The 24,719-nt window shown below is 72.1% G+C and carries 19 protein-coding genes; 12 read left to right on the top strand and 7 right to left on the bottom strand.

Annotated elements, in window-relative coordinates; genetic code table 11:
- The first annotated feature begins 22 nt into the window (after positions 1–22).
- Genes ACBJ59_RS31245 through ACBJ59_RS31225 form a run of 5 tightly spaced genes read left to right on the top strand, consistent with a single transcriptional unit; the run spans position 23 to position 5,372 of the window.
- The gene (locus ACBJ59_RS31245; protein ID WP_364129813.1) at positions 23–274 is read left to right on the top strand and encodes an acyl carrier protein; all 252 of its coding nucleotides are present in this window, start codon (positions 23–25) and stop codon (positions 272–274) included.
- Complete coding sequence (locus ACBJ59_RS31240; protein WP_375113786.1) at positions 271–1,134, top strand: SDR family NAD(P)-dependent oxidoreductase; 864 nt, start codon at positions 271–273, stop codon at positions 1,132–1,134. Before ACBJ59_RS31245 ends, ACBJ59_RS31240 begins: the two co-directional genes overlap by 4 nt.
- Complete coding sequence (locus ACBJ59_RS31235; RefSeq protein WP_375113785.1) at positions 1,131–1,892, top strand: VOC family protein; 762 nt, start codon at positions 1,131–1,133, stop codon at positions 1,890–1,892. Before ACBJ59_RS31240 ends, ACBJ59_RS31235 begins: the two co-directional genes overlap by 4 nt.
- Positions 1,889–3,076 (top strand): cytochrome P450, encoded by a 1,188-nt coding sequence (locus tag ACBJ59_RS31230; RefSeq protein ID WP_375113784.1) that lies wholly within the window; start codon positions 1,889–1,891, stop codon positions 3,074–3,076. Before ACBJ59_RS31235 ends, ACBJ59_RS31230 begins: the two co-directional genes overlap by 4 nt.
- Positions 3,077–3,107: 31 nt before the next feature.
- A complete protein-coding gene (locus ACBJ59_RS31225) occupies positions 3,108–5,372 on the top strand; it encodes an ATP-binding cassette domain-containing protein (RefSeq protein ID WP_375113783.1) in 2,265 nt (754 codons plus the stop codon).
- Between the two features lie 111 nt (positions 5,373–5,483).
- On the opposite strand, the gene ACBJ59_RS31220 is transcribed toward ACBJ59_RS31225, so the two are convergent.
- On the bottom strand, positions 5,484–7,352 hold the full coding sequence (locus ACBJ59_RS31220; protein WP_375113782.1) for an adenylyl cyclase: 1,869 nt from the start codon (positions 7,350–7,352) through the stop codon (positions 5,484–5,486).
- 327 nt (positions 7,353–7,679) lie between these two features.
- On the opposite strand from ACBJ59_RS31220, the gene ACBJ59_RS31215 reads away from it, so the two are divergent.
- Positions 7,680–8,543: a MurR/RpiR family transcriptional regulator gene (locus ACBJ59_RS31215; protein WP_375113781.1), complete on the top strand. Its 864-nt coding sequence runs from the start codon at positions 7,680–7,682 to the stop codon at positions 8,541–8,543.
- A 132-nt stretch (positions 8,544–8,675) separates the two neighbouring features.
- Entirely contained in the window at positions 8,676–10,811 is a 2,136-nt protein-coding gene (locus ACBJ59_RS31210) for a BTAD domain-containing putative transcriptional regulator (protein ID WP_375113780.1), read from the top strand.
- A gap of 63 nt (positions 10,812–10,874) precedes the next feature.
- On the opposite strand, the gene ACBJ59_RS31205 is transcribed toward ACBJ59_RS31210, so the two are convergent.
- From ACBJ59_RS31205 to ACBJ59_RS31195, 3 genes are all read right to left on the bottom strand, one after another.
- Positions 10,875–13,442, bottom strand: a complete 2,568-nt coding sequence (locus ACBJ59_RS31205; RefSeq protein WP_375113779.1) for a tetratricopeptide repeat protein — start codon at positions 13,440–13,442, stop codon at positions 10,875–10,877.
- 166 nt (positions 13,443–13,608) lie between these two features.
- Positions 13,609–13,821, bottom strand: coding sequence for a hypothetical protein (locus tag ACBJ59_RS31200; protein ID WP_364138042.1), 213 nt, complete (start codon positions 13,819–13,821; stop codon positions 13,609–13,611).
- Between the two features lie 185 nt (positions 13,822–14,006).
- A complete protein-coding gene (locus tag ACBJ59_RS31195; protein WP_375113778.1) occupies positions 14,007–15,416 on the bottom strand; it encodes an SPFH domain-containing protein in 1,410 nt (469 codons plus the stop codon).
- A 164-nt stretch (positions 15,417–15,580) separates the two neighbouring features.
- Here ACBJ59_RS31195 and ACBJ59_RS31190 point away from each other — a divergent pair, with 164 nt between their 5' ends.
- The 3 genes from ACBJ59_RS31190 to ACBJ59_RS31180 all read left to right on the top strand — a co-directional run bounded on the left by ACBJ59_RS31190 (position 15,581) and on the right by ACBJ59_RS31180 (position 17,934).
- Positions 15,581–16,321, top strand: coding sequence for a class I SAM-dependent DNA methyltransferase (locus tag ACBJ59_RS31190; RefSeq protein ID WP_375113777.1), 741 nt, complete (start codon positions 15,581–15,583; stop codon positions 16,319–16,321).
- A 71-nt stretch (positions 16,322–16,392) separates the two neighbouring features.
- Entirely contained in the window at positions 16,393–16,977 is a 585-nt protein-coding gene (locus ACBJ59_RS31185; protein ID WP_375113776.1) for a dihydrofolate reductase family protein, read from the top strand.
- Positions 16,978–17,028: 51 nt separating this feature from the next.
- A complete protein-coding gene (locus ACBJ59_RS31180) occupies positions 17,029–17,934 on the top strand; it encodes a LysR family transcriptional regulator (RefSeq protein ID WP_375113775.1) in 906 nt (301 codons plus the stop codon).
- A 98-nt stretch (positions 17,935–18,032) separates the two neighbouring features.
- On the opposite strand, the gene ACBJ59_RS31175 is transcribed toward ACBJ59_RS31180, so the two are convergent.
- Both ACBJ59_RS31175 and ACBJ59_RS31170 read right to left on the bottom strand, forming a co-directional pair.
- Positions 18,033–19,469, bottom strand: coding sequence for an FAD-dependent monooxygenase (locus ACBJ59_RS31175; protein WP_375113774.1), 1,437 nt, complete (start codon positions 19,467–19,469; stop codon positions 18,033–18,035).
- Positions 19,470–19,489: 20 nt separating this feature from the next.
- Positions 19,490–19,954, bottom strand: coding sequence for an SAM-dependent methyltransferase (locus ACBJ59_RS31170; RefSeq protein ID WP_375113773.1), 465 nt, complete (start codon positions 19,952–19,954; stop codon positions 19,490–19,492).
- Positions 19,955–20,087: 133 nt separating this feature from the next.
- On the opposite strand from ACBJ59_RS31170, the gene ACBJ59_RS31165 reads away from it, so the two are divergent.
- Positions 20,088–23,072, top strand: a complete 2,985-nt coding sequence (locus ACBJ59_RS31165) for an AAA family ATPase (RefSeq protein ID WP_375113772.1) — start codon at positions 20,088–20,090, stop codon at positions 23,070–23,072.
- Positions 23,073–23,087: 15 nt separating this feature from the next.
- Here ACBJ59_RS31165 and ACBJ59_RS31160 read toward each other — a convergent pair whose 3' ends face one another.
- Positions 23,088–23,858, bottom strand: a complete 771-nt coding sequence (locus ACBJ59_RS31160) for an SDR family NAD(P)-dependent oxidoreductase (RefSeq protein WP_375113771.1) — start codon at positions 23,856–23,858, stop codon at positions 23,088–23,090.
- Between the two features lie 168 nt (positions 23,859–24,026).
- Here ACBJ59_RS31160 and ACBJ59_RS31155 point away from each other — a divergent pair, with 168 nt between their 5' ends.
- Positions 24,027–24,677, top strand: coding sequence for an acyl-homoserine-lactone synthase (locus tag ACBJ59_RS31155; protein ID WP_375113770.1), 651 nt, complete (start codon positions 24,027–24,029; stop codon positions 24,675–24,677).
- The last annotated feature ends 42 nt before the right edge of the window (positions 24,678–24,719 follow it).

The following is a 24,719-nucleotide window of genomic DNA, read 5'->3' as shown; positions in this document are numbered from 1 at the left end:
CCGACGAAGAAGAGGCAGGAAAATGGCTCAGTTCAGCCTCGAGGACCTGAAGCAGATCATGCGTCAGGTCGCGGGTGACGACGACGACATCGAGCTGACGGACGACTTCGAGACCACGACGTTCGAGGACCTCGGCTTCGACTCGCTGGCCGTCTTCGAGACCATGCACCGGGTCGAGCGCGCCTGCGGGGTCAAGCTGCCGGAGGACGAGCTCGCCGAGATCACCACCCCGAAGGAGTTCCTGGGCTTCGTCAACGAGATGGAACGGACGTGACCGGGCCTGAACCGGCCGTTCGCACGGAGCCCGGGCTCACCGGTCACACGGTGGTCGTCACCGGCGCCACCTCGGGGATCGGGCGGGCGGCCGCGCTGGAGTTCGGCCGGCGCGGTGCGACCGTGGTCGCGGTCGGACGCGATCCTGAGCGGCTGGGGTCGGTGGTGAGCGAGCTGACCGAGATCTCCGCCGCCCCGCCGTACGGCATCCGCGCCGACTTCGCCCGCCTGGACGACGTCCGCGAGCTCGGCGCCCGGCTGCGCGAGCGCTTCGAGCACATCGACGTGCTGGCGAGCAACGCGGGCGGCATGTTCCGGTCGAGGATCACGACGCCCGACGGCTTCGAGACCACCATCCAGACCAACCACCTGGCGGGCTTCCTGCTGGCGTGCTCGCTGCGCGACCGGCTGGCCGGCGGGCGGCTGATCCTGACGTCGTCGGGCGCGTACACCGAGGGCAGGCTCGACCCCGGCGACCTCAACGCCGAGCGGGCCCCGTTCAGCTCGGGCCGCGCCTACGGCACCTCCAAGCAGGCCAACATCCTGTTCGCCGCGGAGGCCGCCAGGAGGTGGCCGGACGTGCTGCCGGTCAGCTTCCATCCCGGCCAGGTCCGCACGCTGGTGGGCCGGGGCACCATCGCCTCCTGGTACTTCCGCTACAACCCGTTCCTGCGCAGCCCCGAGCGCGGCGCCGACACGCTGCTCTGGCTGGCCACCGCGCCGGAGGACCGGATCGAGCGCGGCGCCTACTACTTCGACCGGCGGCCGGCCCCGATCGAGGGGCCGACGGCCGAACCCGACCTGGCCGCGCGGCTGTGGGACGCCAGCGCCGCGGCCATCAGCGAAAGGGAATCATTGTGAGCAGATACGCCCCCGGCTCGCCGTCCTGGTTCGACCTCGGCTCGCCGGACGTGGCCGCCTCCGTGACCTTCTACACGCGGCTGTTCGGCTGGACGGCGACCGAGGTCAGCGAACCGGAGGCCGGCGGCTACACGACCTTCCACCACGACGGCAAGCTGGTCGCCGCGGTGGCCTACCACCAGATCGACACGCCGTACCACCGGCCCTACGGACCGGACGGCCAGCACGGCATGCCGGCCATCTGGACGGTCTACTTCACCACCGACGACGCCGACGCCCTCACCGAGCGGGTGACGCTGGCCGGCGGCGAGATCATCATGACCCCGATGGAGGTCATGGGCCTGGGCCGGATGGCGGTCTACGCCGACCCCGCGCAGGCGGCCTTCGCCGTGTGGCAGCCGCTGAAGATGGACGGGGCCGAGGAGATGGGCGGGCCGGGCTCCGTACGCCGGGTCGAGCTGGTCACCACCGACCCGACCAGGTCCGCCGCCTTCTACCGCGACACGCTCGGCCTGACGGCCGCCTCCGGGGACTGGCAGGTCGACGGCCGGACCGTGGGCGGCACCCGCGAGCTGGGCGTCACGGGCGCGGTGCGCCCGCACTGGGCGGTCACGTTCGGGGTGAGCGAGGTCGAGCAGACGGTACGCCGGGCCGTCGAGCTGGGCGGCAGCGTGGAGAACCCGCCGGCCGACACCCCGCTGGGCCGCCGGGCGGACCTGCTCGACCCGCACGGCGCCGGATTCTCGGTGCTGTCATGAACAGCAGGCTCGCAGTCGAGGTGAACCCCTTCGAATGCCCGATGCAGTCGATGCGGGACAAGCCGCGGGTCCACGACGAGCTGCGCGCGGGCGGCCGGCTGGTGCGGGCCCAGGCGCCGGCGGGCGGCCCGGCCTGGGTGATCACCGACTACTCGCTGGCCAAGGCGGTGCTGGCGGACCCGAGGATGGTCAAGGATCCCGCCCTGGCGCCCGAGTCCTGGCACGGGGTGGACGACGGCCTGGACTGCCCGGTCCCGGAGCTGCGCCCGTACACGATCATCGCGGTCGACGGCGACGACCACCGGCGGCTGCGCCGGATCCACGCGCCCGCGTTCAACCCGCGCCGGCTGTCCGCCGCGGAGGGCCGCATCGCCACCATCGCCCGCAACCTGTTCACCGAGCTGGCCGAGGAGTCCGGGGCCAAGGGCGAGCCCGCCGAGCTGATCAACGGCTTCGCCTACAGCTTCCCGCTGCTGGTCATCTGCAACCTGCTCGGCGTCTCGGTCACCGACCCCGTCACGGCCAGGAAGGCCGTCAGCGCGATGAAGGCCATGGCGCTGGGCACCGCGGACGAGGCCGAGGACGACACGTCCTCGCTGGCGGAGCTGCTGGCCGAGGCCGTGCGGGGGGCGATGGAGGGCACCGCCGACAGCATGACCAGGGTGCTCTACGAGCGCGCCCGGGCGGAGTTCGGCGAGGTGTCGGCCGACCACCTGATCTACATGATCATGGGGCTGATCTTCGCCGGGCACGACACGACCGGGTCGTTCCTCGGGTTCCTGCTGGCCGAGACGCTCGCCGGGCACCTCGCCCCCGACGCCGACCCGGCGGAGTTCGTGGAGACGATGCTCAGGGAGCACCCGCCCGTCCCGTACACGCTGTGGCGCTTCGCCGCGGAGGAGGTGATGATCGACGGGGTACGGTTGCCCAAGGGCACGCCCGTGCTCGTGGACATCGAGGGCATCAACACCGAGCTGCGGGACAAGCGGCTGACCTTCGGCGACGGCGCCCACTACTGCATCGGGGAGCAGTTGGCGCAGTTGGAGTCGAGAGTCATGATTTCGGTGTTGCGTACGGACTTTCCCGAGGCGCGGCTGGCCGTACCTTTCGAGAAGTTGCGCTGGGGGCGGAAGGGATCGCAAACCGCCCGTCTGACCGAGCTTCCCGCCTGGTTGCGGCCATGAATTGACCGCAATGTCTTCTAGCGTGGATGGTATGCAGCCGAAATTCATCACGATCGCCGGAGCGCGCGAAAATAACCTGAAGAACGTCTCGGTCGAGGTGCCGAAACATCAGATAACGGTTTTCACCGGCGTGTCCGGATCCGGGAAATCGTCACTGGTGTTCGACACCATCGCGGCCGAATCGCAGCGGCAGCTGAACGAGACGTTCACCGCCTTCGTCCGCAACCGGCTGCCCCGATACGGTCAGCCGGACGCGGACGTCATCGAGGGCCTGTCGACGGCCATCATCATCAACCAGAAGCGCATCGGCGGGAACTCCCGCTCCACCGTCGGCACCATCACCGACCTGTACGCGCTGCTCAGACTCCTCTTCTCCCGCGCGGGCGAGCCGCACGTCGGCTACTCCAACGCCTTCTCCTTCAACGACCCGGCCGGCATGTGCCTCGACTGCGAGGGCCTGGGCCGGCGCATGCAGCTCGACCTGGACAAGCTCCTGGACAAGTCGCGCTCGCTCAACGAGGGAGCCATCGACCACCCGGCCTTCGCCGTGGGCGGCTGGTTCTGGAAGCTGTACGCCAACGCCGGCCTGTTCGACAACGACAAGAAGCTCGGCGACTACAGCCGCGAGGAGTGGGACGCGCTGCTCCACGGCGCCGACAGCTCCATCGCCCTCGACTGGCAGGGCGGCCAGATCAACTCCAAGTACGAAGGTCTGCTGGAGAAGTTCGACCGGCTCTACCTGCGCAAGAACCCCGACGAGATGAGCGCCAAGAACCGCAGGGCGCTCGAACGCGTGGTCTCGATCTCGGTCTGCCGCACCTGCGAGGGCCAGCGGCTGAACAAGGAGGTGCTGGCCTGCAGGATCAACGGCCGCAACATCGCCGAGTTCGCCGCCCTGGAGGCGGACGACCTGATCGAGGCCGTCAGGGAGATCACCTCCCCGCACGTGAGCACCGTCGTGCAGAACCTGCTCGAACGGCTCGGCCACCTCGTCGACCTCGGGCTCGACTACCTCACCCTCAACCGCGAGACCTCCACCCTGTCCGGCGGCGAGTCGCAGCGCATCAAGATGATCCGCCACCTCAACAGCTCTCTCGTCGAGGTCGCCTACATCTTCGACGAGCCCACCATCGGCCTGCACCCCCAAGACGTGCGCCGGCTCACCAAGCTGATGCGGCACCTGCGCGACAAGGGCAACACGGTGCTGGTGGTCGAGCACGACCGCGACGTCATCGAGGTCGCCGACCACGTCGTCGACCTCGGCCCGCGCGCGGGCAAGCACGGCGGCGAGATCGTGTACGAGGGCGACGTCAAGGGGCTCTACTCCGCCGACACGCTGACCGGCGACTGCATGCGGCGGAAACTGGGGATCAAACCGGAGTTCCGCCGGCCGACCGGCCACCTCCAGGTGACCGACGCCTCGCTGCACAACCTCAAGAACATCACCGTCAAGATCCCGACCGAGGTCCTCACGGTGGTGACCGGGGTCGCCGGGTCCGGCAAGAGCACCCTCATCCACCAGGTCTTCCGCGCCCAGCACCCGTCCGCGGTGATCGTCGACCAGTCCGCGGTCACCACCAACCGGCGCTCCAACCCGGCCACCTACACCGGCATCATGGACGAGATCCGCCGCCAGTTCGCCAAGGAGAACGGCGTCAGCGCCTCGCTGTTCAGCTTCAACTCGGCCGGGGCCTGCCCCAACTGCCAGGGCGAGGGCATCATCTACACCGACCTGGCCTTCATGGACCCGATGATCACCGTGTGCGAGGTGTGCTCGGGCAAGCGGTTCACCGAGAAGGTGCTGGAGCACACCCTGCGCGGCCGCAACATCAGCGACGTGCTGACCATGAGCGCCGCCGAGGCGGCCGACTTCTTCACCGAACCGAAGATCGGCAAGAAGCTGCGGTCGGTGGTGGACGTCGGGCTCGGCTACCTCCAGCTCGGGCAGCCGCTGAACACGCTGTCCGGCGGCGAGTGCCAGCGCATCAAGCTGGCCACGGAGCTCGGCAAGACGGGCACCGTCTACGTCCTGGACGAGCCCACCACCGGGCTGCACATGTCCGACATCAACAGCCTCCTGAACATCGTCAACACGCTGGTGGACCACGGGAACTCGGTGATCGTCATCGAGCACAACCTCGACGTGGTGAAGAACGCCGACTGGATCATCGACCTCGGCCCCCGCGGCGGCCGGTCGGGCGGCGAGATCATGTTCGAAGGCACCCCGCGCGAGCTGCTGGCCGCCCGCGACTCCCTGACCGCCGAGTCCCTGCGCGACTCCCTCCCGGAGAGCTGATCAGCCCCGGCCGACCGGAGAGCTGATCAGCCCCGGCCGAGGAGCGGCGGGCCCAGCCGGCGGACGAGCTCGACGGCGTCCGCCCGGCGGAGCGACTCCCCTTGGTGCCTGCTACGGGGCCGGATGGTCCGTGACGTACACCGGCGCGCCGACCTTGGTCATGTCGGCCGCATCCCCCACGCCGTTGACGACGTGGTCGATGATCCCCGCGCTCAGGTTGACCGTCATGATGTGGTGCAGGCGGACGCCCGGGGTCTGCGGCACCTCGAACCCGTTCTCCGTATGGATCTCCGGATTGTTCTGGTTGAACACGTACACCCCACCCCCGTAGAGGCGGTGCGTCTTCACCCGGTCGCCGACCTTGTACCCGGCCCAGCCCTCCACGTCTCCGTTCATCCAGTCGGCCTGCGCCGGCGGGTCGTAGGGCAGCTCGTTCTGGTAGAGGATCGTGGTGCCGTCGTCGCCGTTCCAGACCGTGTTGTACTGCTGGAAGTGCTCGACGAACAGGCCGGTCGCGGTCACGTGGTCGCCGTTGATGACGGCGCCGTTGCGGCCGGTGTTGGTGTTCCAGCGCTGGGTGTCGGTGAAGCCCTCGACGCCGTGGTCGGCGCGCCACACCCACGCGTGGTCGATGAGCACGTGGTCGCTGTTGACCTCCAGCGCGACGTCGGTCTTGCCGACGTGCGGGCCGCCGACCCGGAAGTAGACGTCGGACAGGGTCGTCGGATTGTCCGCCGAGCTCCGGCGCTCCCCGTGCTTCTTGCCCACCCGCAGCAGCACCGGCGACTTCCTGAGGCCCGCGTCGATGGTCACGCCGGCGATGACGACGCCCGGCACGTCCGCGACGTCGAGCGGGGTCGAGCCGTGCACGGCGGTCAGCGTGGCGTGCCCGAGGCCGAGGACGACCGTGTTCGGGCGCCTGATCTCGATGCTCCGCGCGATGTCGTACACGCCGGGCGTGAGCAGCAGGTGCTTGCCGCGCGCGAGCTGGCTGTTGATGACCTGCACCGGGTCCGACGGCCTGGCGACGAAGAAGTCGCCGATCGGCAGCGTACGGCCCGGCGTCATGCCGCCGGCCCACGTGATGCCCCGGGTGCCCTTCTGGGCGGCGGGCACGCGGACGTTGAGCCCGCCCCGCGCGTCGGCGTACAGGTAGGGCTTCTCCCGGCTGACGGGGGTGGTGTCGAGCGTGGTGTACGGCGGGTTCGGGAACGCGGCCTCGTCCGGTGCGCCGACGACGCCCGCGAAGACCTGGTTCCACACGCCGTTCGACCAGCCGGCGACCTCGCTGTTGCGGGTCAGCCACTGCTGCTGCGACCCGTTCGTGACGGACGGCAGCCTGGAGTCGGCGATGAAGCCGCCGCTGGCGTACTGGGGGCCGGCGGTGCAGTAGTCCATCAGCGACAGGTTGCCGCCGCTGATGTCGAGCCGGCGCATGGAAACCGCCTGCGAGACGGCCCAGAAGTTCGCCGACGCCCGGCAGCCGTCCTGCCCGGCCGCGTTGACGTTGATCGACAGGTTGGACAGGGTGCGCCAGAAGTTGACCAGCGCGAGGCAGTTGCCGGTGCCGCCGTCCGCCAGGCAGCGGTTGTAGACCTCGACCTTGCCGTTGATGACGACGTCGGTGGGTGAGGCGCCCAGGCCGGCGATCTCGGTGTAGTAGCCGACCTTGATCTGCAGCGGCTGCTCGGCGGTGCCGTACGTGCCGGGCTTGAACAGGTAGGCGTGCCGCGCGGTGCCCATCTCGTCGTCGACCCGGGCGGCGTGCGCCGCGTCGAGGGTCGCCTGGATCTGGCCGACCGGCATGCCGGGATGGAAGACGGTGACGTTCGGACCGAGATCCGGAGCGCCCGCGCCGCCGGAGGGCGGTGTGGCGGCGCCGGCGGCCGGTCCCGCCGATAAGACGGCGGTCGCCAGCACGAGACCGAGCGTGACCGCCCGGCCGAGGCGCGGGCGGCGACCGGGAGGCTGGGTCGTCATACGGTGGTTCCTTTCGCTACGGCCACACCGTGAGAGAGCGCTCTCTCGGTACGCCGCGCTTCTGTCGAGGTCCGAAAAATGGGGTCGGCTGTTTCTACCGCGTTACCCCGCCGGATCACAAGACGTGGGCGTTCGACATGGGCGCGGCGAAATGTTCTCCATGCAGGCGGCGGAAAACGAGCACCTCGCTTCACGTCAAGAGCATTTCGTGACGCTCCTATTGCAATCCAGCCTCAAACCTGCATCATTACTGCGATTCATGCGGAACGGTGGATAATTTTTGGCTGCGTGAACCTGGTGGCGAATGACGGGGAAGTGGGTCGGCAAGTGGAGGGCATCATTGCCAGGCTGCATGAACTGGCCCCCTCGATGCCCGCTGCCCAGCGGACCGTCGCCGCGCGAGTGCTCGACGACCCCGATGCGGTGGCGCGCATGACCATTGTCGATCTTGCCGCTCGGTGCGGGGTGTCCACCGGCAGCATCACCCGCTTGTGCCGGGTGCTCGGACTGGGCGGATACGCCGAGATGCGGATCGCGCTGGCCTCCGACAGCGGCCGGATCAAGGCCGAGCCGTGGAGCTCGAGGATGGGCGCCGATGTGCGGGAGGGCGACAGCCTCCCGCGCATCGCCGAGGTCGTCTCCGGCGCCGTCAGGCAGGCGGTGAGCGACACGCTGGGCGGCCTCGACCTCGACGTCGTCGAGCAGGCCGCGCTGGCGGTGGCGGGAGCTCCTCGGGTGTGGGTGTTCGGCATCGGCGGCAGCGGCACCGTGGCCTCGGAGCTCCAGCAGCGGCTGCACTCGATCGGCAGCCCGGCATGGGTCACCGTCGACACGCATCTCGCGCTCAGCGCGGCGGCACTGCTCGGCCCGCTGGACGTCGTCATCGGGATCTCCCACACCGGCCGTACGCAGGAGACGGTCGATCTGATCGGCGAGGCGTCCGCGAACGGCGCGACCACGATCGCCATCACCAACGACGCCGACTCCCCGCTGGCGAAGCGGGCGGAGCTCGCCCTGATCACCGCCGTCCGCCAGTCGGGGCTGCGTACGGAGGCCCTGTGCACGAGACACGGTCAGCTCGCGGTGATCGACCTGCTCTTCATCGCCACGGCCCAATCCGCCTTCGAACGGGCCGGCGAAACCATGCTGGCCGCGCGGAAAGCCGTGGCGCCACGCAAGGACGCGACCTGATGGCCTGCTCCGTCGCTCACGCCCGGCCGGATGGCGAGGCGGCTCAGATGCCGGACGCCCTTCTCCGGACCAGCCGGGAGAGCACGGCGGCCCTCACCCCGTAGTGACGAGCAGCGTAGAAAGCAAGGTGCTGTGATCCCTGTACGGTTCTCGGTGCTCGGCCCTCTGTCGATGGTCCGTCACGGGACGAGGGTGGCGGTCCCCGGCGGCAAGATGCGGACCTTGCTCGCGGCGCTCCTGCTCCGGCCCAACCAGGTCGTCCCGTCCGACCGGCTCGCCGAGCGGCTGTGGGGTCGGGACCTGCCGCGCGATCCGCGCCGGGTCCTGCAGACCAAGGTCGTGCGCCTCCGGCAGTCCTTGGACCTGACCGACTCGATCCGCACCGACGGGGGTGGCTACGTCGCCCGCCTGGAGCCGGACCAACTGGATCTGCTGGAATTCCGGCACCTGATCCGGTCGGCCGCCGGCGCGGCGAACCCGGTGCTGGAGGGGCGTCTCCTCCACGAGGCTCTCGCCTTGTGGCGCGGGCCTGTATGCGCCGACGTCGAATCGGACGTACTCCACCGGACCGACGTCCCCCCTCTCATCGAGCTACGCCTGCGAGCCATCGAGCGTCGCGTGGACATCGACGCCCAGCTGGGGCGGAGCGCCGCGCTCGTGCCGGAGCTGCGGCGCCTGACCGCCGAGCACCCTTTGCGGCAGCGGTTCTGGGCCCAGCTCATGACCGCGCTCCACCGGACCGGGCGGCAGGCCGACGCCCTCGACGCGTACCGCACCGTTTCCCGCCTCCTCAAGGAGGAGCTCGGCATCGAGCCCAACGCCGAGCTGCGCGAGCTCCACCAGGACATACTCACCCGGCAGCACGAGCCGCGGGAGCGCTCGCCGCTGCATGGCCAGGAGGATGACGACGCCACCACGTTCGCAACGAGGCCGGCGGCAGAGCGGAACGACACCCCGGCGACCCCGGAGCCCGCGTTCGGCACGTTGATCCGCACCTGGCGGGAGCAGGCGCTGCTGACGCAGGACCAGCTGGCGGCGCGAGCGGGGCTCAACGTCCGCACCGTCCGCCGGTTGGAGGCGGGCGAGCTGCGCCGGCCGCGCAGCACGTCGTTACGGAAGCTCGCCGAGGCGCTGGGCCAGGACGCCACGGAGCTGTCGATCATCATGCGGTCCACCGGCGAGGCACCGGGCGGCCCTCTTCCGGCGCGAGCGACGCCGCGGCAGCTGCCCACCGATGTGGTGGCGTTCGTCGGCCGGGAGGGGGAGCTGGCCGTGCTGGACCGCATCGGTGACGCGGACACGGTGGCGATCACCGTCATCGACGGCATGGCGGGGGCCGGCAAGACCGCGCTGGCCGTACGCGCCGGGCACCTGCTGGCCTCCCGTTTCCCCGACGGCGACCTGTTCGTCGATCTGCACGGTTTCACTCGCGGGACGGCTCCGGCGGACCCCGCGGACACGCTCGGCCACCTGCTCGGCGTGCTGGGCGTGCCCGGGGAGACGCTTCCGCGGCACGTCGATGACCGGGCCGCCTTGTACCGCAGCGTGCTGGCCGGCCGGAGGATGCTGATCGTGCTGGACAACGCCGCGAACGAGGCCCAGGTACGGCCGCTGCTGCCCGGGGCGGGAAACTGTCTCGTCCTGATCACGAGCCGGCGGCGGCTGGTCAGCCTGGACGACGCGTGGACGGTGCCGGTGGACGTCCTGCCGCCGGCGGACGCGATCGCGCTGTTCACCGAAACCGCCGGGAAGGAGCGGGTCGCGGGCACACCGGCGGAGGTGCTGGCCGAGGTGGTGCGGCGGTGCGGGCTGCTGCCACTGGCGATCCGGCTCGCCGCGGCCCGGCTGAGGGCCCATCCGGCCTGGGGCGTGCGCCATCTGCTGGAGCGGCTGGCGCGCCCCGGGCGCCGGCTGGGCGAACTGCATGCCGGTCAGCGCAGCGTCAGCGCCGCGTTCGACCTGTCGTACCGGGCGCTCACCGTCGTGGAGCGACGCGCGTACCGGCTGCTGGGGCTGCACGCCGGGATGGACATCACCCGCGATGCCGCCGCCGCTCTGCTGGCGACCAGCGTCAGGGACGCCTCGGTGCTGCTGGATCGGCTGCACGGGGTTCACCTGCTGCAGGAGCCCGCTCCCGGCCGCTACCGTTTCCACGACCTGGTCCGCGCCCATGCCGCCGAGGTGGCCGACGGGGCGGAAGCGGAGGCCGATCGGCGCGCGACGGGCGCCGCCGGCGGGCCGGAGGAACAAGACGATCGCGACCAGTGAGCGCCTGCGCACGCTCGGATCCCGAACGCGACGCGGCCAGGCGAGGGGTGGGTGCCTTCCGGCTCATGACGGAGAGTCGGCCAACGCCGTCGGCTGACGGGTCGCCTGCACGAGGCGGGCGAGGTGGCCCCGGATGTGCTCGACGTCGACACCTCGCTCCTCGGTTCGGTCGATGCCGAGTTCGGTGAGGAGGATCAGGGCCTCGGTCCAGTGGCCGTAGGCCTGGTCGTGCCGGCCGAGGGCGGCGTGGGCGTGCGCGAGACCGTCGCGGGCGCGGGCCTGGTCACCCAGATGGTCGAGGTCAGAGGCCAGGTCGAGTGCACGGCGGTGGTCGTCCAGAGCCTGGTCGTGCCGGCCGTGCTCATGGTGCAGGCGCCCCATTCCGTGGATGGCCTCGAACTCCCAGTTGCGGTTGCCGATCTCGCGCGCGAGGTCGACGACTCGCTGGTAGCAGTCCCGGGCCTGCGCGTGCCGGCCCTGCCGCCGGTGCAGTTCGCCGAGGGCGGTGAGGCTGCCGAGCTCCCCGACCGTGTAGTCCACGCGCCGAGCCAGGCTCTGTGCCTGCGTGAAGTAACCGGCGGCCGGCCCCGGCTCGTCCCGCGCGAGATGGAGGTATCCGAGGCCGATCAAGCCTCGCGCTTCGGTGGTGTGGTGACCGATCGTGCGGGCGATGCTCAGCGCCCGTGTCAGGCGGTCGATGCCCTGCTGGTGCTCTCCCCTCACCCGGTGGACATGGCTGGAAGCGATCAACGCGTCCAGCTCACCGGTACGGTGGCCGATCTCGCGGGCGATGCTCAACGCCCGCGTGAAGTAGCCGGTGGCCAGGCCGTACGCGGCCCGTCCGAGATGGACGAGACCGAGATTGTTCAGTGCCCGGAGCTCGCCGGAGGGCTCACCGATGGCGCGGGCGAGGTCCAGGGCGCTGGAGCTGTTCTCAAGGGCTGATTCGTGCTGGTCCTGCACGTTGCGGATCTCGCCGAGCCCGATGAGCGCCTCCATCTCGCCCGCGCGGTCACCGGCGGCGCGGGCGGCGGTCAGAGCCCGCACGTGCAGATTCTCGGCTTCGGCGTAGCGGCCGCGGGTATGCAGGTGCCGAGGCAAGGTAGCGGACAACTGCCGGGCGTGCCGGGGGAAGCCGTGCTCGGCGGCGAACTGCGCAAGGGACAGCAGGTTGGACAACTCCGCGTCCAGCCACCCGGCGGCGTCCGGCACCACTGCCGCGGACGTCGTGCCGCGTGAAAGGCGCGGCCGCAGGTCCGCTTCGTAGGGGTAGAGGCGATCCATCGCCGCCGAGGCGGCGTGGCTGTAGTGGTCCAGCAGCCGGGTCCGCGCGGCGTGCCGGTCGGCCTCGGACTCCTCGGCGGTGATCTGGGCGGCATGGGCCCGGATCAGGTCGTGGAACCGGTACCGGCCAGGAACCGGCTCCTGCTGCAGATGAACGTCCAGCAGCCGGTCCAGCAGCTCCGAGGCCCGCGCGACGGTGGTGTCCAGCAGCGCGGCCGCCGCCTCGGGCGCGATGTCCCCTCCCGGATGCAGCGCCAGGAGGCGGTACGCGCGCTGCTCGTCCGGGCTGAGTTCGCGGTACGACAGGTCCAGGGCGGCGATGACGCCGCGCTCGCCCGCCTGCAGCTCGCCCAGCCGGCGCCGATGCTGCTCGAAGCGCTCGAGCAGGTGCCCTGCGGTCCAGGACGGATGGGCTTTCAGCCGCGCCGCGGCCACGCGGATCGCCAGCGGCAGCATCCCGCACCGCCGTACCAGCTCCTCCAGCACCCCCTGCGGCTCGCCCGCGACCCGCTCTTCTCCCGCGGTCGCGGTGAACAGCGCGACCGCGTCCGCGAGCGGCAGGACGTCCACCGACACCGTGAGGGCGCCGTCCAGGCCGACCAGCCGCCGCCGGCTCGTGACCAGCACCAGACAGCGTCCCGCCCCGGGCAGCAGCGGTCGCACCTGGGCCTCGTCGGTGGCGTTGTCCAGCACGATCACCATCCTGCGACCGGCCAGCAGGCTGCGATACAGCGCCGCGCGGTCGTCGGCATGCTGGGGGATCGACTCTCCGGGAACGCCCAGCGTGCCGAGCACGCGCCCGAGCATGTCGGCGGGATCCGCCGCGGTCATGCCCTGGGTGTAGCCGTGCAGGTCGACGAACAGGCTCCCGTCGGGGAAGCGGGAGGCGAGCTGATGGGCGGCATGGACGGCCAGCGCCGTCTTGCCGACGCCCGCCATGCCGTCGATGGCGGTGATCACCACCGTGGCCGCGTCTCCCATCTCGCCGAGCATGGCGAGCTCCCGCGTCCGGCCGACGAACGTCCCGACATCGGCGGGCAGCTGCCGCGGCGTCATCCGCGCCGGATGAGGACTTTGCGGCCGCGCGCCCGTGGCGTGCGCCAGGACCGACAGCTCCGCGGCGTCCAGGCCGAGCGCCTCTGCCAGCAGCCGTATCGACGCGCTGCGCGGGCGGACCAGCGAGCCGGTCTCCAACCGGCGGATCGTCCGGACGTTGAGGCCCGACCGCTCTGCCAGCTGCCCTTGGGTGAGCAGGGCCCGCTCACGCCAGAAGCGTAACAACGTCCGCAGTTCCGGCTCTCCCGCCGTGGGATTCCCCTCGACGCCCTCGCGTGCTCCTGACGGCATGAAGTGTTCTCCCGCAGTCGCCGGCCTGGATCAGGAGGAAACTATGCCACGGAATTCCAGAGGCCACGGCAGGGCTCCGCAGGCCCCGGAGCCGGCACCCTGAGGCGGACACTGGCCGAGCGCGGCACACCGGCGAACGGCGGCGAGCCCGGCCAGGACCGCGACATCAAGCGTAGAGGAACCAGAACGAGTTCTCGTAGGAGCACCGGAAGGAGGTCCACCAGCCCCACTGGATGCCGAGGTTGCCACCGTTGTAGCAGTCGGCCTGCAGGTAGTAGGCGTACCGGATGCTGTCGGCCTGCGCGGGCGCGGCGGTCATGGACAGGAGCACGCCGGTGGCCAGAGCGGCGGAGACGAGTAAGGCCCGTACCTTGCGCATCCAATTCCTCCCAGGAAGGTATGTGAGCGGTGCTCTCACTGTCGCATCCGCGCTCCCGCGCCGAACAGCACCGCGGCCTACGTCGGGTGCGGAGCGGGCCTGACCAGGGGCGATGGAAGGACGGCGGACGAAGAGGCTGAAACGTTCATTCCGTACGCCGGAGATTCATGTTCGACGGCCGGCGATCAGGAACCCGGCCGGTCGCCGTCGATCGCCGAGCGCAGGACGCCGACCACGGTGGCGAGTTCGGTCAGCAGGCCCGACACGGTGGTGCGGTCGCTGCCGTTGATCGAGACCATCCGCAGCTCCTCCGGTTTGGGCAGCTGCGCCAGGATCTCGGGCAGCAGGCCGATCAGCTTGGCCTGCAGGCTGGCCGGCGTCTGCTCGTTGTCGATGTCGGCCCGCAGCCGCGCGCGCTCCACGTCGAGCAGCGCCCGCTCGTGGTCGGCGAGGGTACGGGAGTGCGCCAGCGCCAGCTCGCCGTCGAGCTCCAGGCGCTTGAGCTCCTGCTCCCGCTCGATCCTGAGCCTGCCGGTCTCGGCCTCCTCGGCGTGCCGTTCGCGCTCCATCCGCAGCGCGTGCCGGGTCGTCTCGGTCTCCAGCTCGGCCACGGCCCGGGAGTCGTCGTGCCGGCGCTGCGTGCGCCGCAGCTGCTCGGCGACCTCGGTGTCGAACTGCCACGCCTCGTTGCGGGACCGCAGCTCGGCGAGCTCCCGCTCGTACTCCAGGCGCTGGGTCTCCTTGAGCCGCTCGGCCGCCATCTCGCGCTGCGCGATCGCCTCCTCGGACCGGAGCTCGGCCAGCCGGGCGATCTGCCCCTGCTCGGCCCGGTACGGCTTCTGCAGGTTCTCCCAGAGCCGGGACGAGCTGACGACCGCCTCCTTGATCTGGACGGTGACGATGCGCAGGCCGAGCCCCTGGTCGCTGTTGTCCTCGCCCTCGGCCACCGCGCGCAGCCGGGCGGTCAGCTCCTCGATGATGGGCTGCTTGTCGCTGAGCACGTCACGGACGCCCATGGTGGCGACCTTGTCCTTGATGGCCGCCTCCGCCTGCTCCCGCAGCTGGAGGTTGACCAGCCGCATCGGGTCCTCCGGATCGCCGAAGTCCAGCTTGCGGTACGCGGTGGGGAAGGCGTCGATGATCCACTGCACGTAACCCTGCACCAGGACGCCCTGCAGCTCCTGGCAGACGCAGTACGCGTTGATCAGGATGGTCTGGGTGGCCCCCGGCACCACGAGGAACGAGTCGGTGGCCGGGTTGAAGCGGAACGACACGCCCAGCCCGATGTGCAGCGGCTCCGCCCGGCCCCGCCGGGTGTGCACCACGAAGGCGTTCGGCGGCACCAGCACGTTCTTCCACCGCCAGAAGCCGGTGATCCGTACGTCCACCGCCCCCGGCGTCGCCTTCTCCGGCACCGCCGGGGCGAGCGCGCGCTCGCGCTTGGCCAGCGGCCCCGCCATGGGCGGCGGCGCACCGGGGCCGGGCGCCGGAGCGGAGGTGGGAGCGCCGCGGCGCGCCCGGAGATCGTCCTCCAGCACCGCCTGCTGCGCGACGACCTGCTCCAGATAGGGGTTGCCCTTGCCAGTGGTGCTCATCGGCCCCTCCGCCCGCACGATTGCCGACGAGTCTCGCCTACACCCCCGAAACGCCGCAACCAGTATGCGCGCCCGGGTGTCCGGACCCGCTCACGACCGCCGGTCGCGTCCGGGCAGGGAAAATCGTTGGACATCGCGCACGCCCCCCGGCGATCGTGGGCGGCATGCGACAGAAGATCTGGGACGCCGATATGGCCCGGCACTACGACACCCCCGGGACCGGCATGTTCGCGCCCGAGGTCCTGACGCCGACCGTGGACCGGCTCGCCGGGCTGGCGGGCGGCGGGCGCGCGCTGGAGTTCGCCGTCGGGACCGGCCGGGTGGCGGTGCCGCTGGCCGAGCGGGGGGTGCCCGTCACCGGTATCGAGCTGTCCCGGCCGATGATCGAACAGCTGCGGACCAAGGTGGACGAGGCGACGATCCCCGTGGTCGTCGGCGACATGGCGACCGCCACGGCGCCGGGGGAGTACGCGCTGGTCTACCTCGTCTACAACACGATCTCCAACCTGCTGACCCAGGCCGAGCAGGTGGCGTGCTTCCGCAACGCCGCCCGCCATCTCGGGCCCGGGGGCCGGTTCGTGATCGAGCTTTGGGTGCCGGAGCTGCGCAAGCTCCCGCCGGGCCAGGAGGCGACGGTGTGGCTGTGCGAGCCCGGCTACATCGGCCTGGACACCTACGACGTGCTGCACCAGCTCGTCGTGTCGCACCACTTCAGGTTCGACGAGAGCGGGCAGGGCCGGCTGTCCCGCGGCCCGCACCGCTACGTCTGGCCGGCCGAGCTCGACCTCATGGCGCAGCTGGCCGGGTTCGAGCTGGAGAGCAGGCACGCCGACTGGTCGGGTGCCGAGTTCACCGCCGAGTCGCGCTCGCACGTGTCCGTCTACCGCATCCCGCCGGTCTCCTGAGGTCGATCCGGCGGCGTCCCGTTCGTGTAGGGGGTGACAGATCCTACTGATCGGGAGAAGTGAGGTACGACATGGGCAAGATCGTCGTGATCGAGCACCTGACGCTCGACGGCGTGATGCAGGCCCCCGGGCACCCCGACGAGGACCCGCGTGACGGGTTCCGGCACGGCGGCTGGGCCACGGCGGCGCAGGACCCGGCCATGCAGGAGGCGATGGGCGCCCGCATGACGAGCGAGTGGTCGCTGCTGGCGGGGCGCACGACGTACGAGCAGTTCGCCTCCTACTGGCCCCGCCAGGCGCCGAACCCGTTCACCGACGCGCTCAATCGGGTGACGAAGTACGTCGCCTCCACGACGCTGGCCGAGCCGCTGCCCTGGCAGAACTCCACCCTCCTCAAGGGTGACGCCGCCGAGGCCGTGGCCGGGCTGAAGGAGGAGGTCGCCGGGAACCTGGTGGTGTTCGGCAGCGGGGTGCTGGTCAGGTCGCTGATGGCGGGCGGCCTCGTGGACGAGCTCCTGCTGCTGATCCATCCGCTCACGCTCGGGTCCGGCCGCCGGCTGTTCCCCGGCTCGGGCAGCGTCCTGACCGCGTACGAGCCGGCCGGCGCCACGATGACGGGCACCGGCGTGCTCGTCGCCACCTACCGGCCCCGCTGAGGTAGCAGGGAGGTCGATGGTCGACCGGCGGCCCATCCATACCATGGATAGGTGAGCAAACTGGATCTCAATCTGGTCGTCGCGCTCCGCGCCCTGCTGGAGGAGCGGAACGTCACCAGGGCCGCCGCCCGGCTCAACCTCAGCCAGCCCGCGATGAGCGCGGCCCTGGGCCGCCTCCGCCGCCACTTCGGCGACCCCCTGCTGACCCGTACGGGCAACGCGTACGAGCTGACCCCGCTCGGCTCGACCCTGCGCGACCGCAGCGCGACCGCGTGCGACCTGCTGGAGCGGGTCTTCGCCACCCAGGCGCGCTTCGACCCCGCCGTGGAGTCCAGGGAGTTCACGCTGCTCTGCTCCGACTACGGGGCGGCCGTCTTCGGCGCCGAGCTGGCGCGCGTGCTGCACGAGGAGGCGCCCGGCGTCCGCCTGCACCTCACGCAGAGCGGGCCGGCGCTGGTGGAGAACGCCGCCACGGTGCTGAGCACGGTGGACGGGCTGCTGCTGCCGCACGGCATCATCGACGGCCTGCCGACGGTCGAGCTCTACAGCGACCGGTGGGTGTGCCTGGTCGACGAGAACCATCCGGGCGAGCTCACGGTGGACGACCTCAACCGGCTGCCGTGGGCGGTCTACCAGCGGCCCTACGACGCGCCGGTCACCCGCCAGCTCAGCATGCTCGGGGTCAGCCCCCGGGTGGAGGTCGCCTCTCCCACGTTCGCGCTGCTGCCGCTGCTGGTGCAGGGCACGCGGCGGGTCGCGCTCATCCAGGAACGGCTGGCCCGCCTGACCGTCGGCACCGCCCGCGTACGCGTCCTGCCCTGCCCGTTCCCCGCCGTCCCGGTCCAGGAGGCGCTGTGGTGGCACCCGGTGCACACCCATGACGCGGCGCACGTGTGGCTGCGCGAGACCGCCACCCGCGTGGGCCGCCGCCTCCAGGAGCAACCCGGGGACGGATGACGGTCAGGGCCTCTTCCGGGTCGGCCGCGCCGGTCAGGCGGCCGGCGCGGACCACGCCGTCCTCGATCCCCGCGCCGCGCCCTGGCCCGGGTGCGGGGTCACGGCGTGGACGGCGTCTCCGACCGGCGCGATCCGGCCGTGCCCGTCAGCCGGGTCAGGGCCTGGCGCAGGCCGGCGGGGTCGGTGCCCGCCCAGCCCACGTAGCCGTCCGGGCGGACGAGCACCATCGGGCCACCGGGCACGGCGGGTGCCGCCACCCGTACCCGGTCCGCCCAGCCGGTGACGTCGGCGTCGCCGAGCAGGACCGGGCGCCGGCCCCGCAGCGCCTCGTACAGGCGGCCGCCCCCGGCGAGCGGCACGTCGGCGGCGCGGGTGCCGACCAGCTCGTGCGCGCCGTCGGGCGCGGGGTAGGCGTAGCCGATGCCGCTGAGCTGCCCGGTGACCTTCGTACGGATCTTCGGGATGGACAGCGCGCCTCGGGCGGCGAGGCCGCGGACCGCGCGGCCGGCGGACGACTCGATCATGGCGGCCCGGATGAGGGCGCCGCTGCTGCGCAGCACCGAGCGGCCGACCGGGTGCCGCTCGGACTGGTAGGTGTCGAGCAGGTCCTCGGGCGCGCCCCGCAGCACGGCGGCGAGCTTCCAGCCCAGATTGGCCGCGTCCTGCAAACCGGTGTTCATGCCCTGGCCGCCGGCGGGGGAGTGGACGTGCGCCGCGTCCCCGGCCAGGAAGGCCCGGCCCACGCGGTAGTCCGGGACCTGCCGCTCGTCGCTGTGGAAGCGCGACAGCCAGCGGGCCTCGTACATGCCGAAGTCGGTGCCCAGCGCCCGGGTGGTGACCTCGCGGACCTCCTCCAGGGTGAGGGGCACGTCGTCGGGCACCACATGGCGACGGTCCCAGGCGAAGACCCGGTGGTAGCCGTCCCCGAAGGGCGCGACGAACGCGAAGGCGTCGCCGACACCGTTGACGCTCAGCAGCTCGGCCGGCTGCTCGGCGAGCTTCACGTCGGCGAGCATGATGGACTTCAGGACCGACTTGCCGGGGAACGGCTGCCCGAGCGCCCGGCGTACCGCGCTGTGGAAGCCGTCGGCGCCGACGAGGTAGGCGGCGCGGCGGGTGCCGTCCGTGGTGGTGACCGTGACCCCGGTGCCGTCCTGGCTCAGGCCCACCACCTCGGTGTCGTGCACGATCTCGGCCCCTGCCCGCAGCGCCCGCTCCAGGAGCAGGTTCTCCACGTTGTACTGGGGTGTGATCAGCAGGTAGGGGAAGCGGCTCGGCAGCTCGCCCAGGTCGACCTCCACCCGCTCGAACAGCCGCACCCTGCTGAGCGCGGCGCCCATGGGGACGAGCGGGTCGGCCAGGCCACGCGCGTCGAGCTGCTCCAGCGTACGGGCGTGGACGCCGAACGCGCGGGAAAGGTTGGAGACCCGTCCGTCGCGGCGCTCCAGCACCGTGACGGCGATCCCGGCCTCCGCCAGGTCGCCCGCGAGCAGGAGCCCGGTGGGTCCCGCTCCGACGACGATCACCTCGGTCATGACGTCTCCTCCATGGGTGCTCAGTAGTAGGCGCGCATCAGTTCGGTGGCCCAGGCCGGTTGCACGGTCTCGCCCTGGGGGCCGAACTCCGCCATGTAGGGCTTGATGTCCAGCACCGGGCTGCCGTCCACGGCGTCGAGACCGCGTACGTGGAGGTCGAGGCCGTCCACGGCGAGCAGGCGGCAGCGGGAGACGCCCAGCCGGTTGGGGCGGTTCTTGGCCCGCTGCGCGAAGATGCCGACCGCCGGCCAGTCCGGGTTCCCCCGGGGCCGGCGGGCGGAGGTGTGCACCGAGGACGGGTCCACGAGATGGAATTGGTACACCACCTCCAGGTGCGAGAAGGTGTCGAGCCCGGCCAGGGCGTCCGGCCCGAAACGGGAGCCGTCGAGGCGGATCAGCGCCTGCTCGGTGTTCCAGTCGTCGTCGAACGCCTCGGTACGCCCGCCGACGACCGTCCCCACGGGCTCCACGACGATGGCCTCCACGGTGATCCTCCAGGTTTGTGGTGTGCTGGGCTGTGGTTCACGACCGTACGGGGTGCGCGCCCCGGGCGGATCAGTCACGGTGACCGGAGCCGCGCGGGGTGGCCGCCCGCCGGTTAGGTAGGGTCGGGGCATCATGATCGGGCGGGATGCGGAGATCGTCCTCCTCAGCGGGATGATCGCCGAGTCGCAGGCCGGGCGGGGCGGCGCCGTCGCGGTGTTCGGCGAGGCCGGGATCGGCAAGTCGGCGCTGCTGGCCGAGGTGGCGCGCGGGGTGCCGGACGATGCGCTCGTGCTGCGGGCCACCGGTGTCGAGGCCGAGTCGGAGCTGCCCTTCGCCGCCCTGCACCTGCTGCTGCGCCCCGCCCGCCACCTGATCGCCGGCCTCCCCACCGCCCAGCGGGCGGCGCTGCTGAGCGCGTTCGGCGAGGGCCCCACAGAGGCCCACCCGGGGGAGCGGCCGGGCGCGCGGGCGCATGGGCGGTCGGAGGAGCCGGTGGAGGCGCCGTCGCACGCGCCGGCGGAGGTGCCGCCAGACGGGCCGGTGGAGGCGCGGGCGGGTGCTCCCGATCGGTTCCTCGTCGGGCTCGCGGTGCTGACGCTGCTCGCCGACCTCGCCGAGGAACGCCCGCTGCTCTGCCTGATCGACGACGTTCAGTGGCTGGACCGCGCGTCGCTGGACGCGCTCGTGTTCGCCGCGCGCCGGCTGGCGGCCGAGCGGATCACCATGATCTTCGCCGGCCGCGACGGCGCGGAACCGGCCGTGAACGGCCTCCCCGAACTCCGGCTGGCCGCACTGGACAGGCCCGACTGCGAGCGGCTGCTGGCCGGGCACGCGGCGGGCCTCACCGCGGAGGCGCGTGACCGGGTGATCGAGGAGGCCGAGGGCAATCCGCTGGCGCTCCTGCACTTCTCCGGGATCCTGACCCCGGAGCAGCGGGCCGGGCACCTGGCGCCGCTGCCCCTGCAACCGCCGGGGCCGTCCCTGACCGGGCGGCTGGAGCAGTCGCTGCGCGCCGCGGTCCGGCGCCTGCCCGAACGTACCCGGCTGCTGCTCCTGGTCGCCGCCGCCGACGGATCGGGCAGCCTGCGGCTCGTACTGAAGGCGGCGCAGGCTCTCGGGGCCGGGCCCGAAGACCTGGAGCCCGGCGAGCACGCCGCCCTGGTCGAGGTCTCCGGCGACCGGTTGCGCTTCCGCCACCCCCTGGTCAAGGCCGCCGCCTATCAGGAGGCGTCGCTCGCCCGGCGTACGGCGGCCCACCGCGCGCTGGCCGGTGCCCTCGGCGGCGACGATCAGGCCGACCGCAGAGCCTGGCATCTGTCGGCCGCCGCGCTCGAACCCGACGAGGAGATTTCGGCGATCCTGGCCGCGGCCGGAGCGCGGGCCGCCGAGCGGGGCAGCAACGCCTCGGCCGCCACCGCGTACGAGCGGGCCGCGCAGCTCACCGTCGACCGGGAGCGGCGCGCCCGCCGGCTGGCCGCCGCGGCGCAGGCGGCGCTCGGCGCCGGGCAACTGCCCCGCGCCGCGGCCGCCGCGGAGCGGGGCCGCCGCCTGACCGCGGACCCGCTGGTGCTGGCCCGGCTGGCCAGCGTACGGGCGGCGGTCGAGGCCGAGCAGGGCGATCCGGCACCGGCCGCGCACCTGCTGATCGCCGCCGCCGAGGGCGTCGCGCTGATCGCGCCCGCCGAGGCGGCCTCCCTGCTCGCCACCGCCGCCGGCGACGCCTGGTTCGCCGGAGACCGAGTCGCGCTCAGCCGCGCCGCCGACCTCCTGGAGTCGCTCGGCACCGCCAAGGAGCCCGTCGGCACCGACAAGAAGCCCCTTGCGACCGACGCGGGACCCCTCGCGACCGACGCGGAGTCGCGCCCGCCCAACGAGGAGTCCCACCCGACCGGCGCGGGGCCCCGAGTGGACGGTGTGGAGGGCCGGTTGGCCGGGGTGGTCGCGGCCGTGCGTGGGATGGAGCGGGTGGCCGCCGGGGATCCGGTCGCGGGCGTGCCGCTCCTGCGGGCCGCTCTCCCGGCGGGGGACGTGACCGATCGGATCGCCGGGACCTACGCCGTGTTCGGCGCTCTCATGACCGGCGACGACGACGCGGCCTGCGAGCGGGCCGAAGCCCGGGTGGACGACTGCCGCCGCCGGGGGCTCGTCGGCGCGTTACCGCACGCCCTGCAACTGCTCACCCAGGCGCAGATCCTGCGCGGCAGGCACGCCGAAGCCGCCGAGTCGGGAGCCGAGGCCTGGCGGATCGCGCACGACACCGGGCAGGCGGGGCGGCTGCGGCACCTGCACGGCATCCTGGCCCGCCTGGCCGCCGTACGGGGCGAGGACGAGGAGTGCCGGCGGCTCGCCGCCCAGGCGGAGGGCACCGCCCAGGAGCGCAACGGCTCCGGCTGGGGCGGCTGCGCGCTGACCCTGCTCGACCTGGTACGAGCCCGCTACGAGGCCGCGGCCGAGCGGATGGCGCGGATCCTGGACGGCCCGCTCGGCCACACCGTGATCGTCACGTTCGCCATCGCCGACCACGTCGAGGCCTGCGCCCGGCTGAACCGGCCGGACCGGGCGGCCGAGGCGTTCGCCCGGTTCGACGCCTGGGCCGGGGCCAGCGGCCAGCCGTGGGCGGCGGCGGTCGCGTACCGCTGCCGGGCCCTGCTCGCCGCACGCGGCGAGAGCGAGGCGCACTACGACGCGGCGCTCGCGCTGCACGCCCGGGGCGGGCGGCCGTTCGAGCAGGCGAGGACCCGGCTCCTCTACGGCGAGTGGCTGCGCCGCGCCCGCCGCCGCGCCGACGCCGGTACGCAGCTGCGCGCCGCGCTGGAGGGCTTCACCGCGCTGGGCGCCGCACCCTGGGCCGAGCGGGCCCGCACCGAGCTGGCCGCGGCGGGCGTGCACGCGGCCGAGCCGAAGCGGGCCGCCGGGAGCGCGGCGCTCGGCACGCTGACCCCTCAGGAGCTCCAGGTCGTCCGGCTGGCCGCGGCGGGGGCCACGAACCGGCAGATCGGCGCCCAGCTCTTCCTCAGCCCCAGGACCGTGGGCTTCCATCTCTACAAGGCGTATCCCAAGCTGGGCGTCTCCTCGCGCGCCGAGCTGGCGGGCATCGACCTCGGCCCGCCCGCTTGAGCCCGCCCGGGACCCTCAGTCGCGCAGCGTGGCGCCGCCGTCGATCGCCCACGTCTGGCCGTTGACCCACTCGGCGTCGTCCGACAGCAGGAACGCCACCGCCGCCGCCAGGTCGGAGGGCTCGCCCAGCCGCGGGCTGCGGGTGATCCGCAACGCCATGGCCTTGAACTCGTCATCCAGCCTGGACAGCGCGGTCTGGCTGAGCACCAGGCCGGGTGCCACGCCGTTGCACCGGATGCCTTCCTTGCCCCAGCGGGTGGCGATGTGCCGGGTGAGGGTGTTGACGCCCGCCTTGGAGGCGGCGTACGCGGCGCGTACCGGCTCGGGCGTGTTCGCCGCTCCGGAGGAGGTGTTCACGATGGCGCCGCCGCCCTGCTCCAGCAGCAGCGGGATGACCGTACGGCAGGTGAGGGCGTAGCCGATCAGGTTCACCTCGAACGTGCGCCGCCAGATGGCCGGGTCCATCGCGGCCACGTCGCCGTCGCGGTCGAGGGTCTCCACCGACACTTCCGCGCCCACGTTGAACAGGCCGTCGACGCCGCCGTACGCGGCCACCGCCCGGTCGAACAGGGCGCGTACGGACGGCTCGTCGGCCAGGTCGAAGGGAACGGCCACGGCGGTGCCGCCGGCCTCGGTGATCAGTTTGACGGTCGCCTCGGCGCCGGCCGAGTTGATGTCGCCCACGACCACCTTGGCGCCCTCTTCGCCCAGCCGCGCGGCGGTGGCCGCGCCGATGCCGGAGGCGCCTCCGCAGACGACGATTCGCTTACCCGCTAAACCGCGCATCGAGCTCTCCTGTCGTGTCGTGGGACGTGGATCTTGGAGCGTGCGTGGAACGGCAGACCTTTCCTCTCTACGGCCTCCGCCGGGCATGGTCAACCGGCCCACGCCATCCGGGAACGCCGCCGCCGCGAACAAGGGAGGGGGAAACGATCGTCGGAGCGGAGGGTACTCGTGGGCACGGGGGACGGATGCGCGCAACAGATCACGGTCGGCCGGGCGGGGGAACTGCCCGCCTGGCTGCTCGACGGCATGTTCAGGCTGCGCCACGAGGTGTTCCACGAACGCCTCCGCTGGGACGTCGGCAGCATGCACGGCCGCGAACGCGATTCCTACGACGACTGCGATCCGGTGTACGTGATCAGCTACCTAGAGGGCTGCAGGGAGGTCACCGGATGTTGCCGGCTGCTGCCCACCGACGGGCCCTACATGATCCGCGACGTCTTCACCGAGACGCTGCGCGGCGGCCCGGCTCCCCGCGATCCGGCCGTCTGGGAGCTCAGCCGCCTGGCCACCGGCCGCGCCTGGTCGCGTTCCGCGACGGCGGGGTTGGGCCCGCTGGCCCGGACGCTGCTGCGGGAGGCGTTCCGCCGGGTCGACCGGCACGGTCACACCGTCGTCGCGGTGTCCAGCGTGGCCCTGGAACGCAGCGTCAACGCGATGGGCATCCCGACCCACCGCCTCGGCGACGGCCGGGCGACCCGGCTGGGCAGGCTGCTCTGCGCGGCCTACGCCACGTCGACCCGGGATTTTCTGGAGAAAGTGCTCCCCGCTCCGGCAGGGCTGCTGAGCTGCGCGGATGGCCACGTGACAGACCTGGAGTAAGCGCCTTTCACCCGGCCATGGGGATAATCCGGTTGAACGAGT

The sequence above is a fragment of the Nonomuraea sp. MTCD27 genome, assembly GCF_041950495.1.
Classification (GTDB): domain Bacteria; phylum Actinomycetota; class Actinomycetes; order Streptosporangiales; family Streptosporangiaceae; genus Nonomuraea.
The sequence above is the reverse complement of the archived record's forward strand: the minus strand, read 5'-3'. Positions and strand labels throughout refer to the sequence as shown.